Origin of the sequence: Flammeovirga aprica JL-4, from assembly GCF_012844305.1 — a bacterium.
Lineage (GTDB): Bacteria > Bacteroidota > Bacteroidia > Cytophagales > Flammeovirgaceae > Flammeovirga > Flammeovirga aprica.
In genome coordinates this window covers 14,838-32,103 of the sequence record NZ_JABANE010000057.1, presented here as the reverse complement: position 1 = coordinate 32,103, position 17,266 = coordinate 14,838, and the positions used below count along the sequence as shown (strand labels likewise).

Below are 17,266 nucleotides of genomic sequence, written 5' to 3'. Positions count from 1 at the left end.
CAACTATAATTTCAACCCAAGAATTGTAATATCATCTATTTGCTCTGCTTTGCCCTTCCATTTTAAATAGTAATCGTTAAGCCATTTTTTTTGTTCGCTTAATTGATTAATATCAGACAGTCCTGTCAATAAATCTCTAAATTTTGATATACCAATTCTTTTCTCTTTAAAGTTGAATTGGTCATAATATCCGTTTGAAGTAAGGTACAGAAGTGTATTTTTCTTAAATGACATTTCGTGTACTTTAAATCCCTTAGCTTTTACATGCTGAGGCTCATTTCCTATTGCCCTTCTTGTACCTTTTACTTCAAATAACTGCCCTTCTTCAATATAAAATAGTGGTCTTTTCGCTCCAGAAAACTCTACTTTTATGTCATCAGCAGTTTTCGTAACTCTTAGTACAACTAAATCCATACCGATCATTGTGGGATCTTTTTCTGCAATTTCATAAAGCTTAGCATCCATCTGTTCCAAGATTTCATTTGTTTTCACTTTATGATCATGCACCACCTGATTCAACATATTCAATCCTATGATAGATTGGATTACACCCGGTATACCGTGTCCTATTGAATCACCTACCACATAATATGAAATTACAACTTCAGTGGTCTCAAACGTTTTTTCCCAGTAAAAATCACCAGATACCGTTTGCTTCGGAATAAATAGCACAAAAGAATCCTGGCAGTATTTATTCAATTTTTCCGTAGAAGGTAAAACGACAGATTGTAATGAGTGAGCATAATCCAGCTGTTCTTCCATCTCTTTCTGTTTACCCTCCAACACGTTATTAAGGTTCATAAATTTCGAAACCTGCTTTTTAAGGATCAGCTCCCTGTTCGAAAGAATTTTATTCTTCTGTTTCACCTCTTCCGTCCTTTCGCTCACAAGCTTCTCCAGAATCTCTTTATCATGTTGATTTTTTTCATCGTATAATTTAAAAACAATGAAAATACCACCAAATAATACAGAGAACGCCCCTAAAATCCCATACCAAGTTCGATACCAGCGTTCAGAAACCACAAAATAAAACCGTGAAGGCTTACTCCAGTGATATTCCCCCGTCTGTTTTGCCATCAACTCTAAGGTATATTTACCGGTTTTCAATCCGGATACAATAAACTTATTTGTCCACCCCAAATTCTTCCATTCACCTTGGTTATACCTTATTTTATACTGGATCAAATTGCCGGGATAGGAAAGACTCGCAAACTCAAATTCTATATAAGATGATTTAGGGATTTCAGGCCGGTCTTGACTATTGAAATTGAAAATAGAATTTTTTATAGAAGTAAAAATAGGTGCTGGCGTGGCTTGAATACTGACTATCTTTTTTGACACTCCAACTCCAGAAGCAGTACCTACCCAAATTTCATCATGCTCACTTAAAAGTATACCTCTATAAATCATGGTTTTACTAGGCAAACCTGAAATTTCATCGAAAACTAGAAAATCTTTCCAGTTCTCAATCCTCACAATACCATTTGAATTCGTAAGCCAGAAAACATTTTTATCTCTGTGATCTTGGACAACAGCCTTTACAGCACCCAGATTTAGATTATTCACTTTACATTCCACCAGGGAATCTTCAGTATGTGTTGCAAGTCCGAAGTTTGTAGCAAAATAAAAGTCATCACCATCTTTGACGAAATCATTCACGCCTATCGATACATTTCTTTTCACCGCAACAGGCTTGCTTAAATTATCAAACTTCTGTGTCTTATCATTAAACTTATAAAAATAAGCCTCATCCGTATTCCCTCCAAGGTAAAGCTGTCCATCAATGATTTCGAGTGTATTTATTTTCCCCTCTACACCTTTGCTTCTGTCGTAAGAAGAAGGGTATTGCATTCTATGCAGGTTATACAAACCGCTATGATCCTGTAAATACCACAGTCCATATTTCGGAGAATACGCCACATCATAAATCGCTCCTCCATATTCTGAACATTCTATTTTCCTTAAAAACTTTCCCTCCAATGAATACACTAAAAAATCACCTAAGTTAGTCGCAAACCAATATTCCTCCTCAATCCTTATCATTCTCAAGACAATACCATCTTGCTGAGGAATCGTCCATTCATCCAATAAGTGGTTGGTTTCACTCTCACAGAAGAAAATAGTATTGCCATTCGTGAAAATTACTTTTCCGTCATCTTCTATGATAGACTGAATATATCCATTTGCCTTTTTCTGATAAGGCGCACTGAAATACTGTTCTTTCAAGTATATAGCACCATTGTCTGTTGCAAGCCAAATATTTTGTGAATCATCTATGAAAACAGAAGACACTACCTTTTGCTTTATAAAATCCATCTTTTCAAGCAAGTACTCATCTTTCAGCACTCTCACTTTATACACCCCATCATTCCAAGCTCCTGCAATCCATTCTTCATCATTATATTTTTCAATATAAGAAGCAGAAATAGGCATGATCAGTTTCTTTGAAAGGATCTCAGTTCCGTATTTGTTTAAAATAATCTCCATCACACCTGACTGAGTAGCCACAATGATCTTACCTTTAAAAAAGAAGGCGTGATTAATCCTTTCATTTGTCCCCAGTAAAGGCACCTCTTTAAAAGTATCTTGAACTGAATTGTATTTATACAAGTAACCGGCCTCTGAAAAAGCATATACTCCCAGAACCGGATCTTCTAATATTGCAAATGAACGCTGAAAATTTGTAGGTAAATCCCTCTCAGAAAATTGATATCTATTAAGAATTTTCAATGAGGAATCCAGTTTATAAATAGCATGATTGTCACAAACCCACACTTTTTTGTCAATACTTTCAAAAATAGATTTCGGGTACCACATCAGCGTATCTGAAGCATAGTTATCCCCCCTTATTAGAAGTTCTACTGACGGATTGTTAGGTATAGTATGTACACGTACAAGCCCCAAGTCAGTAGTAGCTAGTGTTTTTCCAGTCGAAGTTGTAAAAACATTTTTCACATAGTAACTCGGCAACTCATCCTCAAGCTGCAGGAAATTTGTACCGTCAAAACGGATCAAGCCATCATCAGTGGCCATCCACATAAAACCGAGACTATCACTGCATATTGCCTTTACAAGACCGTTCTGCAATCCATTCAGTTCGTTGTAAGTCACTTTCTGCCATTGTGCATGAACGGTCTGCATATATAACAAACTACTCAACACCGTCAACAGACAGATACACCACATGGGCAAGGACCTTCTTTTGGAAGATTTTTTGATTTTAGATGTTTGGGTCAAAATTTAAAATCTGCTAATATTTCTAATTGGTTATTACAATAGAATTTACACAAATGATCAATCATTTCACAATAAATATTACAGAAAGTTTTTTTTTATTTTCAGATAGTTATCTCATGAAAATAAAATATTAAAAATGCAACATTGATTTTCATGAATAACCTCGCTTATTTTGTAGAGCATGTTAAGACGACTGTTAACACAACAATTCATTGAAATCTATTAATTTGTTTTGATGTAGCTCAATTATCTTAATTTTTCTTTTAAAGTATTTAGAATTACATAATTTGTTGAATAACAAATAAATACAAATATTCGATTAACCTTTGTGTGCAATTTTAGATATATTTTATTAATTTATTCAAGTGATATAAATTCCAGTTTACTCGTGCATTTTTAGCCGTTTCAATGCACTATAACTTTTCTAATATAATGATGACATATAAATTTATTCTGAACGATGAATTCCTTGAAAAGTACAAAACTACTAAACCTCCATTCGGCTTCAACGGTCTTGGAGAATTGGTATATATGCGTACTTATTCCCGCTTAAAAGACGACGGAACAAACGAAGTGTGGTGGGAAACTGTAAGGCGTGTCGTTGAGGGTACTTATACGATCCAGAAAAATCACATCTTAAAGTACCAATTAGGATGGGATGACAACAAGGCGCAGCTTTCTGCTCAAGAAATGTTTGACCGTATGTTCAACATGAAGTTCTTGCCTCCGGGACGTGGTCTTTGGGCAATGGGTTCAGAACTTACTACGAAAAGAAACTTATTCGCTGCCTTGAACAACTGTTCTTTTGTAAGTACAGAAACAATGGCTTCAGACCCTACAAAACCTTTTGAATTCCTTATGGATATGTCAATGTTAGGTGTAGGTGTTGGTTTCGATACAAAAGGTGCAGGAACAGTTACTATTTATCAACCAAACAAGGAGGATAAAGTAACTTATGTGATTCCTGACAGCAGAGAAGGATGGGTAAACAGTACTGGAATGTTGTTGGACTCTTTCTTCCACCAAGGAAGAGTAAGTGTGGAGTTTGATTACTCTAAAATTAGAGAAGCTGGTTTACCAATCAAAGGTTTTGGCGGTGTTGCATCAGGTGCAGGTCCTTTATTAAAACTTCACGATCAAATTCGTGCAATGTTTGGGGGCAGACCTGAAGATGCTACCATCACTGTGACTGATATTGTGGATATCATGAACATGATTGGATGCTGTGTAGTAGCTGGTAACGTAAGACGTTCTGCCGAAATTGTATTCGGTGAAGCAGATGATGATGAGTACTTAAAATTAAAAGACTACCGTTGGAATCCTGAAACACAACAAATGGAAGGATCTTCAGCGCACCGTTCTGAATACGGATGGTCTTCTAACAACTCTGTATTCTCTCATGTGGGTATGGATTACAAAAAAGTTGCCGCTCAATCTGCAGTAAACGGTGAGCCTGGTTATATCTGGTTGGACAACATGCGTAAGTTTGGCCGTATGGGCGATGCTCCAGACAATAAAGACAACAGAGCTATGGGTACTAACCCTTGTGCTGAGCAAACTTTGGAGTCTTATGAGCTTTGCTGTTTAGTAGAGACATTCCCTACTAGAGCTACAAGTAAAGAGGATTATTTAAGAACATTGAAGTTCGCTTATTTATATGCCAAAACGGTAACGTTGACAAACACTCACTGGCCTGAAACAAACAGAGTATTATTAAGAAACAGAAGAATTGGTACTTCTATGTCTGGTATTGCTCAATTTGTTGAAAACCAAGGTTTGGATACGTTCAGAGACTGGTGTGATGATGGATTCAATACTATTCAGAACTGGGATAGAATCTATTCTGAGTGGTTGTGTGTTACTCCATCAGTAAAAACAACTTCAGTGAAGCCTTCAGGTACTGTATCATTATTGCCAGGTGTAACGCCAGGTATGCACTACCCTGAAAGTAATCACTATATCCGTCGTATTCGTTTATCGAAGAAATCACCATTGATTGAGAAATGTATTGCTGCCAACTACCACGTTGAACCAAGTGTTTCTGAGTCAGACACGATGGTTGTTTCTATTCCGGTAAGTATCGACAATGTAAGAACTGTAAACCAAGTGGGGATTTGGGAACAAGTTCACTTAGCTGCATTTTTACAAAAATACTGGGCAGACAACCAAGTTTCTGTGACAGTTACATTCAAGAAAGATGAAGCTAGTCAGATTGAACCAATCTTGAATTACTTCCAGTACCACTTGAAGTCAATCAGTTTCTTACCAAAATTAGAGTTAGGAAATACGGTTTACCCTCAAATGCCTTACGAAGAAATTTCTAAAGACAAATATGAGGAGTTAGCGAAGCACATCAAACCGCTTAACTTTAATGATCTAGGACAAGGACAAGATGTAGAGGCAGAGAAATTCTGTGACGGAGACCACTGTCAGCTGTAATTCTACTCCCTTTTAGATATAAACTATAGAGCACCTTTTTATAATTGGTGCTCTATTTTTGTATAAATAGGAACAATATTGACAATCTTATGAAGCAGTTCATAGCAGTATACGCCAACTACGCCTGCGCTTGCATCGGCTAGAAAATCCCAGAAATCACCTTCTCTGGCATCCAGCAAAAAGCCTTGCAATAGTTCTGTCAGTATTCCCCATGAAAAAATAATTATCAATACTGCAGTGATGATTGGCTTTCTTTCATTATTGAAAAATCGCCCTCCACAAAATGAAAACATCAAAGCAGCTGTCAATATCCCGAAAATACCGAAGTGCCCTATTTTATCACCATAGGGTAAATTGAGTAAAAAGCTATTACCATCCACTGGACTTTTAGTAAGTAATAACTTGATAGTCACTAAAAACCATAAAATCGACGGCAGTAACCATAAAAGTTTCTTCAGAATATCGTTGTTGTTGTCTATTTTCGCCATAAATAAAAAAATGTTTTTCAAGCACAAAAATATGCGTTCATTATCATTTTATATTCTTGTTTTTTTATTTTCTTTTTTAACGAATACAGCATCTGCTCTGGATAAAAAGAAAATCAAAGGAAAAGAGGAAGTTGTACATATCGAAACCTCCTATGGTGAAATTGTCATTATTTTATTTGACAAAACACCCGATCACAAAAAAAACTTTATCCAGCTTGCTAAAGACGGGTTCTATAACGGTACGACTTTCCATAGAGTACTGAAAGGTTTTATGATTCAGGGAGGCGATCCTAACACAAGAGCAGGTGGTGATTCTACTCGAATCGGCATCGGTAATCCCGGCTACACTGTCAACAGTGAATTCGATACTTCATTGTTGCATGACTATGGTATGGTGGGTGCTGCAAGACAAAATGACGAGATCAACCCCGACAAATCTTCAAGCGGTTCACAGTTCTATATTGTGCAATCTAAAGAAGGTGCACATCATTTGGATGGCGAGTATACAGTGTTCGGAATGGTAGTAAAAGGCATGGATGTGGTTGAAAAAATTGCAGATTTGGAAATTAACACGGAAGGAAAACCGTTAAAAAGAGTAGAAATAAATATAAAAGTTGTTAAAGAAAAAAGGAAGAATCTTCAGAAAATGTACGATTTGAGCCTTTTTTAGGTGTTATTGTAAAAAAAACACGAATTATAAAGATTCAGTAACAAGTTTTAGGTTAATGAGATTATTTTTTATCCGAAAACTAATTAAATTTGCCAATGTCTGATTTGAATCTTGACGATAAAGTTTTGCATTGATTTTATTTTCTTATAATTCATTTCGGACTAGTATTTAGTTCGCAGCAAGATTACAACAAACTCTTTGTAGAAAAATGACAAAAACAAAAATACTTACTTTGTTAATGGTGCCAGTTGTAGTATATTTAGGCTACACGTTATTTCATAGCGTATTCGACACTATTGAGTTAAGTGAGCAGATTAAGAAGTCCGAAGCACGTGTGATCAAACAATTAAAAATGATCCGTGATGCGGAGACAGCTTATTTATTGAGATACAAGCAATATACTGCTTCTTGGGATACGTTAGCAATGTTCATTGATAGTGACACTATTTATAACGTTCAAAAGAAAGAAATTATCCAAGCTCGTACGAAAGACGATCCATTATACTACACACGTACTGACTCAGTTCGTATTGAGTATGATACAATCGGAGCGACTCAAGTAAGAGAATCTATTTTCCCTGTTGAGGAATATGGTAATTTTGACGCATCGAAGTTAAGATATATCGCCGGTAAAGACGGTAAAGAATTTGAACTTTCTGCAGTAGAAAAGAAAAAAGGTAACGCAATGGTTTCTTATGTTGAATGTGTGGATAAATTCCCACTAGATAAACAACGTAAAGAATCTAATGCTTCACCTACTAGAAGACTTCTTAAGTTTGGTTCAACAGACGAAGCAACTACTGCAGGTAACTGGGAATAATATTGGAAGATCTGCTATTAGAATCAGTCAGATACTCCGTACATTCAAACAGCTTTGATGTAGCTCGACTAGCTGAATACAGCTTGCATTTGAGAATACATCAAAGCTGTCTTGTTATAGGAGTATACGACCCTGAAAACAACGAGTGTTTAGCTCTTGAATCTTATTCATACGAGACGGCAATGAATGCAACTGCCCTGATCGTAAATCTGCATAATATTGTGCAGAAACATTCTTTCCTTAATGCCGCATTTTGGAAAAATGTAAACATTATTTCTGCACTATCATCTTTTGCTTTTGTGCCTGATGATATGGTAGACGAAGAAACTGAACAGAATATTCTGAAATTATCTTCAAAGTTTAGCAGCAAAAAAGACAAAGTGTTTAAAAATGCTACTAATTTTGGAGCTTCTGTTGTTTATGCACTTCCCTCAGAATTAGAAGAGTGGTTTAATGAAATGTACAGCAATACTGCTATTTCTTACAATCATTATGCAAACAGCTTTATTCAGGAAGTAAGTAACATTGCAGCAGGTATGCATTGTTACATTGATACAGATACAATCTGCATTACCAAAATCAATGAAGACAACTCCCTTTCTTTTGCGAATACTTTTAAGTATAAAACCGCTCAGGATATGCTTTATTTCATTCTTTTTGTGATTGATGAATTACAAATGTCAGCTAAAGAGACTGAGTTGTTTGTCTGGGGTGAATTGAACAGTGACGCAGAAGAAATTAATACCTTAAGAAAATTTATAGGCAAAGTCACTTTTGGAAGTAAACCTAAAGATGTACTTTACGCTTATCAATTTGATCAAGAGCCTCATCAACATGCTGCCGTTGATATTATAGGCAATATGAAATTATATAGATGAAAAGAATTGCTTTTTTCCCTGGCACATTTGATCCTTTCACAAAAGGACATGAAGATATAGCACTTAGAGGTGCACAATTATTTGACGAAGTTGTCATTGGTATTGGCCACAATACCAAAAAGAAACGTTTCTTCCCTGCGGAAGAAATGAAAACACTGATCGAAGACTATTTTAAAGACAATAAAAGTATCAGAGTCATCTTATATCAAGAGCTTACAGCGAAAGTAGCGAAAGATCTTGGAGCCTGCGTTTTATTAAGAGGCCTCAGAAATACGACTGACTTTGAATACGAAAACAGTATTGCTCAAGCCAACAGATATGTCAACGGCATTGACACTGTTTTTATTTACACTTCACCAGAATTTTCTCATTTAAGTTCCTCAATTATTCGTGAACTGCATAAATTCGGACACAGTGTTAGCGAATTTGTTCCATTCAAATTAGAATCGGAATATTAATTTTTTTGATGCATTTTTGCATTCGGCTAAATTGCCAAACCTATCGGAAGATAGACTTAAAAATATATAGATATGGGATGTCAATCGTGCGCAACGGGAGCATGTGGGGTACCAACAGGATGTGGCAGCAATGGAGACTGCAGTTCTGGAGGCTGTAGCAAATTGAATTCTTTCGATTGGCTAGGCGACATGGACCTCCCCTCATCGCAGCGTTTTAATATAGTAGAAATAAAATTCAAAGGTGGCCGTAAAGGTTATTTTATCAATCATTTCCACCTTGAATTATATACAGGTGACCCTGTTGTGGTAGATACTGGCAACGGTCATCATATTGGTCATGTAAGCTTGCAAGGTGACTTGGTAAGGCTTCAATTGATCAAAAAAGGAATCAATGAAGAGGAAGATGAGCTATTGAATATCCTTCGTCATGCTACTCCAAAAGACTTGGAGAAGCTGGCTATGGTGAAAAATAGAGAGATTCCTACTTTGTACCGTACAAGAGAAATCATTCAAGACATGGAGTTGCAAATGAAGCTCTCTGATGTTGATTTCCAAGCCGATAATTCTAAAGCTACGTTCTACTACTCTGCAGATGACAGAGTGGATTTCCGTCAGCTGATCAAAGTGTTAGCCAGCGAATTCAAAATTCGTGTGGAAATGCGTCAAATCAGTTTGAGACAGGAAGCTAGTAGACTAGGCGGTATTGGTTCTTGTGGTAGAGAGTTATGCTGTTCTACGTGGTTGACAGAGTTCAAAAGTGTTTCTACTTCTGCAGCTCGTTACCAAAACCTTTCATTAAACCCAAGTAAGTTATCTGGTCAGTGCGGGCGTTTGAAATGCTGTCTGAACTATGAGTTAGAGACTTATATTGATGCTTTAGTAGATATTCCTTTACTGGATAAAAACTTAAAGACACAGAAGGGCGAAGCAGTTCTTCAGAAGGTAGATATTTTCCGCAAGAGAATGTGGTTCAGTTTCCAAGGTGAAACAACTTGGCATGCGATCTCTACAAAGAGAGTACATGAAGTCTCTAAAATGAATGAGAGAGGTAAGTTCCCTGAAACACTGGAGGAAAATACTATTGACAAGACTGTTGTAATGCAGGAGCAAAAATTAAGTTCTGTATTAGATAAACAGCCTATTCCTCAAAAGAAAAATAAAGGAAAGCGCAAGCAGGATCCAAATAAGCAGAATGCTGAAAATAAGAAGGGTCAGCAACCAAATGACCGTCAGAAAAATCAGCCACGTAAAAAGCCAAATAACGGACCTGCTAAGAAAAGAGGCAACTTCCAAAATAGACAAAAAGGAAACAACCCTGATCAGAAGCCGAATGAAGCTAAAAAGCCGAATAACGCTCCTAAACAGCAACAGCCTAAGTCTAAAAAAGAAGGCGGTAATAATAAAAAACCTCAAAGAGGTAATTTCAGAGGAAAACGTAGAAGACCTAACAATACAAATGAGTAATCCTGCTAAATTAGTTTTACCTTTCTTTTGTGTAATCCTAGCATTATTCAATACATCTTGTGACTCACAGTTAGTACACGAAGAGTTTGTAGATTATGGTAATGGAGCCTGGAATGTTGATTCTCTTGCATCTTTTAATTTTGATGTGGAGGACCTCAATACAGAGTATAATTTGATTACCTACATCAGAAACACCAATGATTACCCTTTCCAGAATATTTACATCAAATATTCATTAGTGGAAAACGGCACACTCGATAAAGTGGACACTTTAATTACTGAAACAATAAAAGACTGTCAACTATTTGAAGTGAAAACCGGGGAACCATTCGGTAAAGTGGAACGATCAGTTGGCAATTCAAGTACAGGTGCTATTTATACACATCCTGTGGCATTGCAGAAAAACATGAAATTTCCCAAAAAAGGAAATTATACTTTTCAAATTGCTCACTTTATGAGACCTGATGAATTGACAGGGGTTATTGGCGTGGGGTACCGCTTAGAGAAAGTAGAGAAAAAATAAGTTTTTCTAAAATTAAAAAATAAGGAGATCCGGTATTTTAAAATACTAGATCTCCTTTTTTATTGTATTAGTCGGGAGTAATTTCTTATGCAAAAGTTCCCCTCACGTTGTTTGCTTATTGTTCATATTGAGAAGAATCAAACATGTCTTTGTACTTGTCTTGTCTTCTTAATACGTGCTCAATTGATTCAGTTACAATTTCACCCATATTCTCACATTTCAAGAATCTTGAGCTCTTGTAATGCTCTGAAAGGTCTTGTCTCAATGACATCACATTATCCCTTGGAGCAATCACATCTTTACGCATTGTTCTTAAAATATCCTTTGCTCTGTGACGGAAACCCATGACTCTACTGGCAATCATAAAACGTTCCTCGGCTTGATACTGTCTTACAGATTCCCAAGAAATTTTACCCATCATGAGCTTTAAAATGGCGTTGTTCTGACGGTAGAATTGTGGCATATAAATATTCCTTCTTCCTTCGTAACTCTGCTGGTCAAAGTCAATAGGTCTGATTCTGTAGTTGATCTCATCAAAATCCGGCACCATTAAAACTACCCAGTTTGAAGAGTGCATATCACCTAGAAGCTGTACAAAACATCTTTCATTAAATTTCACAAACTCCTTTGTCAAACGCGTTTTATTTTGATGACCATCTTCTAAATAACTATTGATAAACGTATCACCTGGAATACCCGGAATGTGCTCCTCAATTAGCGTCTGTTCTGTCACAAGATAACTCACCTTGTTTGGTGATAAAATATCTTCTAATTCTAAACCATAAATCCTTGAAGCATCGGCTACTTTGATATAGAAGTAATCAAAGTTATCGTTGATTCGGTTTACAATTCTTACTCTAAATGGCTTGGTATTACCGTAAGTACACATATCTACCCTATCCACAAAAAGGTGTTCCATGACCGTAAGGTTACCATCAGCTCTCAAAGATGCATAAAGTTTTTTAAGCGTTTTATACAATTCTTCCATATCATCCTGTGGATAAAATACCGTAATCCACAAAGTATCCTCCCCTTGTGAGTCATAAAGTGGAATTGCATTATTAAAACGCGTCAGATCTTCATACTTGATATTTACTGGAGAGATCCTATCGTACTGATCTAAAAAATATTCTAACGGTTCTGTAACCGGATAAGGTAATTTTTTCTTACTAATTAAAGCCATATTATCATTCTTCTAACCGATACCAAAAGCACAACCTTCTTTTGATAATTCTTGAAATGGATTCTGAGTAAATTTAACGAAGTACTCCAATATATTTGCTGTATTTTATTGTTTTGTGATTACTATCTCCAAAAAACTTTCTTTCAAGCACTCATTCATAACTTTTTAAGAATTTCAATCACAAAAGTTGAGATTTCACCAAAAGAAAAGAGTTGTGAGTTACAAGAGTTAACTGCATCTTTGCAAGACAGAAAAAACTCATTTATATGTCAAAAATTGCTTACGATATTGTAGATATGCCAGAGGCGGAATACAGAGCACATCCTGCCCTTGCAAATACTGATTTGAAAAATGCTCAAATGCACCTTTTAAATCAACCTCCTTTTACACCTAAAAAAGCTTTAAGAGAAGGTACATATTTACACACCGCAATTTTAGAACCTGAAAAATGGGTGGATATGCAAAAAAAGCTAACGGCTCCGCAAGCTAATAAAATTGGAAGAATAGCCGCTACTGCTAGAAATTATCCTCTTTTGAATGAGTTGCTTTCGCACCCCGATGTATTAATTGAAAAATGTATTTTCTGGAAAGACCCTCTTACTGGTTTAGAATGTAAAGCAAAACCCGACCTTTTTATTGAAGGTGAAGTGGTGTTGGACCTTAAAACTACTTCTAGAAATATGCGTCAGGCGTTTGAAAAGCAGGTTTTACAAAAAGACTTTGACAGACAGATTTCATTTTACAATATTCCAATCCAAGCTCCTATTGCTCGTGTAATTGGCGTGAGTAAAACTTCTAAAGGAAGACTTTTTAGGTTGGAATGGAATAAAGAAGATGAGTATTTGGTTCACGGCAGAAAAAAAGCTGAGGTGTTACTGAAGAAAATTGCGGATGATGCCACCCTTCATGAAACGGCACTTTCACTTAGAAAATAAATCAATAAAAAACCTCTCATCGTAAAAAACTACGATGAGAGGTTTTTATTTTAGACCTATTGAGAACAAGTTTACAATCTTGGATCTACTTCTTCGCTTTCTAAAGCTAAAACACCAAAAACGGTTTCATGTACTCGCCTCAATGGTTCTTGTTGTACAAAACGCTCTAAGCTTTCAATCCCCAAAGCAAATTCTCTCAACGCCAAAGAACGTTTTCTTGAAAGGCCTCTATTTTTAAGTCGTTCAAGATTTTCTGGCAAATCATATTCCGGACCGTAGATAATTCTTAAATATTCACTTCCTCTACATTTTATAGCAGGCTGTTGCAATCCATCTTTACCACGAGTAATGAAGTCGAAGGATTTCACCACCATTCCTTCACCACCTTTAGCCGTCAAATCTGTCCACCAATCAATAACTTCTTGAATGCTCTCCTCACTTTTTGTGTTCACAATTTTATAAGGTGTGATTCTGAAAATTTCCTTATCTGCTTCACAAATCGATTGAATCTTTTCCATATGCCATTGATGGTCTTTATCTACATGAACATGACCTTCTGTGGCCAAAATATGGAATGGAGCCAATTTATAATCACTGATTGATTTCACTTCCCAACAGTAGTTTCTGTAGGCATCAATATATTTGTCAACCGTCCCTCTTTTATCAGTTACTTTCGACAATAATTGTTCAATGCCTTCCACTCCTCTGCTTTGTGTTTTTTGCAATACCTCCTCTACAGCCGACAGTGATTTCTGAGCAGAAGTACCTACCGCAGCATATTGATCTTTCAATAACGATTGTGCTTTAGCAGACCAAGGCATCAATTCAGCATCTAAACAAACCCAATCAGTTTCAAATTGTTCCCAGAACCCTGATTTCGTTAGGGCACTTTGTACTCTACTCAAGAATTCTTTTTCTATAGTCTGATCATTGAAAAAGTTTCTTCCAGTTCTAGTATAACAAACTCCGATACCCTCATTTTCAATACCAAAACGTTTCAGTACAACTTCTTCATTTTTACAAACCACAAGAACAACCCTTGAACCCATGTGCTTTTCTTCACAAACCAACTGCTCTACTCCACGTTTTTTGAAGTAATTGATCGCTTCTTTTGGATGTTCTAAATAGTTAGGTAAATCACTTGTTTCACAAGGAGACATTGTTGGAGGCAAGTAAATCAACCATTTTGGATTAATCGCAAATCGGCTCATTACTTCCAGTGCAGCAATGGAATTCTCTTCCTTTATGGTCAGGTTATTTCTCAACCTTGTCTGTACTATTCGCTTTCCAATGACATCATCAATCACCAACAAATCGTCATATTCCTGCTGATGTGACATGCCCGATGAACTTCCTGCTTCCAAAGGTTTTACTGGCTCACTGTACACTTTTGCTGCATCTACGGAAATCAGCTCCTCTTCTGGATAACATAATGCCGTCAATTTCCCTCCAAATACACAACCTGTGTCAATATCGATAGTCTTATTGAACCACTCTGCTTCTGGAACCGGCGTATGACCATACACTACTTTCGCACTACCTCTGTATTCCGAAGCCCAATTGTATCGTACAGGCAAGCCAAATTCATCAATTTCACCTGTAGTTTCTCCATAAAGACAGAATGATCGTACTGCTCCAGATCCTCTTCCCTGCATTTCTTCTTTCACACCTGCATGAGCAACTACTAATTTTCCATTATCTAAAATATAATGACTGACTAGACTGTAAAGAAACTCTCTTACATCCTCTAAAAATGCATCAGAAGCACCTTCCAACTGTTCCATTGTCACTTCCAACCCATGCTTCAATTGCACATCTCTACCACTCAGTTTCTTTTGTAATTTGATATCATGATTACCAGGCACACACAAAGCGACTTCACTTCTGACCATGCTCATCACCAACTTCAATACTTCAGGAGATTTTGGACCTCTATCCACTAAATCACCTAAGAAAATTACTTTTCTACCTTCTGGGTGTGTTACTTCGATACCATAATTTGAACCATTATCTTCCACCTGATTCATCACATAACCAAGTTTCTCTAATAATTCAATTGTTTCATCATAACAGCCATGAATGTCACCTATGATATCAAAAGGACCATGTACATCTTTCTTATCATTGTAGAGTTTTTCTCTTACCACTCCAGTGACAGCTTCCACCTCTTCCTCTCCTTTTAACACATAAGTCTTTCTGAAACCTTCCTTCTTCAAACCTCTGATTGATTTTCGAAGTTGCTGTTGTTGATTTCGAATAACATGATTGCCAAAATTACGATCTTCCCTTTCCTTGTTTCTTTCCTCACATACTTTCTGAGGCATATCTAAAACAAGGGCAACAGGAAGCGTATGGTATTTTTTAGCAAGATTCAATAAATTCTTTCTTGCTTGCTTCTGAACGTTGGTGGCATCCACTACCGTAAGCAGGCCGTTCTTCAGCCTTTTTTCTATAATAAAATTCAATACATCAAAAGCATCCTGTGACGCTTTCTGACTGTTCTCATCATTAGACACTATGCCTCTGCAAATATCTGATGATACGACTTCGTATTGATTAAAATGTTTTGCTGCGAATGTACTCTTACCCGAACCTGAAGAACCGATAAGAAGTACTAATGATAATTCAGGTACTTTAATTTCCATGATTAAAAATTGCCATTTGTGATGGAGCTCCTACTATACTGTCTTCTTCTCCGATTGATAAAAATGAAACGGTGTAATTGTACGTTTCGGCTACTTTATTCGCCCACGTTTCAAACTCTGCTCTTGTCCATTCAAAACGATGGTCTGTATGACGCATAGTATTTTCTTCCATGCTCTCATAAAGTACATTGTACTCACCATTTGGTGTAGTAAGAAAAACCGTTTTAGGCTTTGCGAATTCGAATACAACCCTTTCAAAAGATTGAAGACGGCTTTCATCCATATGTTCAATCACTTCCACAATCGTAGCCGCATCAAACCCTGCCAAACGGTCATCTTGGTACGTCAATGCTCCTTGAAAAAGGTCAATTCGATCTTTTTGCTTAGGTGCCATTTCCTCCCAATGCAGACGTTCCTTGCACTTGGTCAAATCTTGATAGGAAACATCCATACCGACAATTTTCTCTAATTGCTTTTCCTTGATCAGCATTCGAATCAGTTTTCCTTCTCCACAACCTAAATCAATCACATTTTTAGCCCCGGAAGCTAAAAGTTTTTCCAAGACCAATTTCAAACGCTGAGTATGCAATGTTTCCTTCTTCACATTTTCCTCCACATCATTTTCTGCGACATCCTCATCACGGAGTTGCTCTAAGGCTTTTCTTGAAAGATGGCTTAAGTTAAAAAGATATCTTTTGGTGATCTGTTCTTTCTCTGGATGATCTTTCAACCATTCTTTTCCTTTGTCCAAAAGTTTTTCAACTTCATTATGACTCACATAATAATGCTTATCATTGTCCAATGCTGGAATTAAAACATACAGGTGGGAAAGCAAATCCTTCAATTTCAAAGTATGCTTCAAATTCAATGTGAAGTATTTACTATCGCCCCATTCCGTGAATTTTTCATCCAACGTATAACGTTCCAATTCCACCTCATAACCTAGAGGCTCAAACATATTTCTAATCAGCAATTCCCCACCTTTTGGAGCTGGCAATGAAGTTAAACTTACTTCAAAGGGCATCTCAACATCTACAAGACTGGGATCATGACTACACTTTCCGTTCATCGCTGTTGAAAAAGCTTTAGATAAGGCTACGCTCATAAATGACGAAGCCACATAGGGTCGGTCATTCACATATTGACCTAATGCGAACCCTTTTCCTGACAGGTTTCTACCTCCTCTTACCATGTCTATTGGATCAATATCCAATAACAAAGACACTGTTGTTTTCTCTTCTGAGCTTTCGGGGTAAAATACATGTGCTTTTCCGATGGACAGTTTTACAGTTTGCAGTTTATCGGGATGCTTATGCAACATAAACCCCAATACAGACGCAGGCTGATGCGTAGTTGTGATGTTGAGTAACATTTGATTTTTAAGTTTCAAAAAAATTTAATTCCTGCTATAGATTAAGCTAGAAATATCTCATTCTTGTGAGAATTCAATATTGGTTTGTTGTTATTGTCAGACAAAATTTAGTTTGCTTTTTCTAAACAGGTAAATAAAAGTAAAGAATAAAAAG

General features: G+C 36.6%; 13 protein-coding genes. 8 read left to right on the top strand and 5 right to left on the bottom strand.

Features of this window, described 5'->3' with window-relative positions:
- Positions 1–3: 3 nt before the first annotated feature.
- On the bottom strand, positions 4–3,186 hold the full coding sequence (locus tag HHU12_RS19540) for a SpoIIE family protein phosphatase (RefSeq protein WP_169658421.1): 3,183 nt from the start codon (positions 3,184–3,186) through the stop codon (positions 4–6).
- A 483-nt stretch (positions 3,187–3,669) separates the two neighbouring features.
- Between HHU12_RS19540 and HHU12_RS19535 the strand changes: the two genes are divergently transcribed.
- The gene (locus HHU12_RS19535) at positions 3,670–5,676 is read left to right on the top strand and encodes a glycyl radical enzyme family protein (RefSeq protein ID WP_169658420.1); all 2,007 of its coding nucleotides are present in this window, start codon (positions 3,670–3,672) and stop codon (positions 5,674–5,676) included.
- A 38-nt stretch (positions 5,677–5,714) separates the two neighbouring features.
- On the opposite strand, the gene HHU12_RS19530 is transcribed toward HHU12_RS19535, so the two are convergent.
- Entirely contained in the window at positions 5,715–6,164 is a 450-nt protein-coding gene (locus HHU12_RS19530; protein ID WP_169658419.1) for a VanZ family protein, read from the bottom strand.
- 31 nt (positions 6,165–6,195) lie between these two features.
- Here HHU12_RS19530 and HHU12_RS19525 point away from each other — a divergent pair, with 31 nt between their 5' ends.
- The 6 genes from HHU12_RS19525 (at position 6,196) to HHU12_RS19500 (ending at position 10,977) form a co-directional block, all read left to right on the top strand.
- Complete coding sequence (locus HHU12_RS19525) at positions 6,196–6,834, top strand: peptidylprolyl isomerase (protein WP_169658418.1); 639 nt, start codon at positions 6,196–6,198, stop codon at positions 6,832–6,834.
- Positions 6,835–7,042: 208 nt separating this feature from the next.
- The gene (locus HHU12_RS19520) at positions 7,043–7,654 is read left to right on the top strand and encodes a hypothetical protein (protein ID WP_169658417.1); all 612 of its coding nucleotides are present in this window, start codon (positions 7,043–7,045) and stop codon (positions 7,652–7,654) included.
- A gap of 2 nt (positions 7,655–7,656) precedes the next feature.
- Positions 7,657–8,532 (top strand): DUF3822 family protein, encoded by an 876-nt coding sequence (locus HHU12_RS19515; RefSeq protein WP_169658416.1) that lies wholly within the window; start codon positions 7,657–7,659, stop codon positions 8,530–8,532.
- On the top strand, positions 8,529–8,990 hold the full coding sequence (coaD, locus tag HHU12_RS19510) for a pantetheine-phosphate adenylyltransferase (RefSeq protein ID WP_169658415.1): 462 nt from the start codon (positions 8,529–8,531) through the stop codon (positions 8,988–8,990). The genes HHU12_RS19515 and coaD overlap by 4 nt, the downstream gene beginning before the upstream one ends.
- Before the next feature lie 72 nt (positions 8,991–9,062).
- Positions 9,063–10,454, top strand: coding sequence for a PSP1 domain-containing protein (gene ricT / locus HHU12_RS19505; protein ID WP_169658414.1), 1,392 nt, complete (start codon positions 9,063–9,065; stop codon positions 10,452–10,454).
- Entirely contained in the window at positions 10,447–10,977 is a 531-nt protein-coding gene (locus tag HHU12_RS19500; protein ID WP_169658413.1) for a gliding motility lipoprotein GldH, read from the top strand. The genes ricT and HHU12_RS19500 overlap by 8 nt, the downstream gene beginning before the upstream one ends.
- A 115-nt stretch (positions 10,978–11,092) precedes the next feature.
- Here HHU12_RS19500 and HHU12_RS19495 read toward each other — a convergent pair whose 3' ends face one another.
- Positions 11,093–12,160: a hypothetical protein gene (locus HHU12_RS19495; protein ID WP_062617250.1), complete on the bottom strand. Its 1,068-nt coding sequence runs from the start codon at positions 12,158–12,160 to the stop codon at positions 11,093–11,095.
- 266 nt (positions 12,161–12,426) lie between these two features.
- On the opposite strand from HHU12_RS19495, the gene HHU12_RS19490 reads away from it, so the two are divergent.
- A complete protein-coding gene (locus tag HHU12_RS19490) occupies positions 12,427–13,095 on the top strand; it encodes a PD-(D/E)XK nuclease-like domain-containing protein (RefSeq protein ID WP_169658412.1) in 669 nt (222 codons plus the stop codon).
- 71 nt (positions 13,096–13,166) lie between these two features.
- On the opposite strand, the gene HHU12_RS19485 is transcribed toward HHU12_RS19490, so the two are convergent.
- Together HHU12_RS19485 and HHU12_RS19480 are read right to left on the bottom strand one after the other, a co-directional pair.
- Positions 13,167–15,740, bottom strand: a complete 2,574-nt coding sequence (locus HHU12_RS19485; RefSeq protein WP_169658411.1) for a polynucleotide kinase-phosphatase — start codon at positions 15,738–15,740, stop codon at positions 13,167–13,169.
- Positions 15,730–17,112 (bottom strand): 3' terminal RNA ribose 2'-O-methyltransferase Hen1, encoded by a 1,383-nt coding sequence (locus HHU12_RS19480; RefSeq protein WP_169658410.1) that lies wholly within the window; start codon positions 17,110–17,112, stop codon positions 15,730–15,732. Before HHU12_RS19480 ends, HHU12_RS19485 begins: the two co-directional genes overlap by 11 nt.
- Positions 17,113–17,266 lie beyond the last annotated feature (154 nt).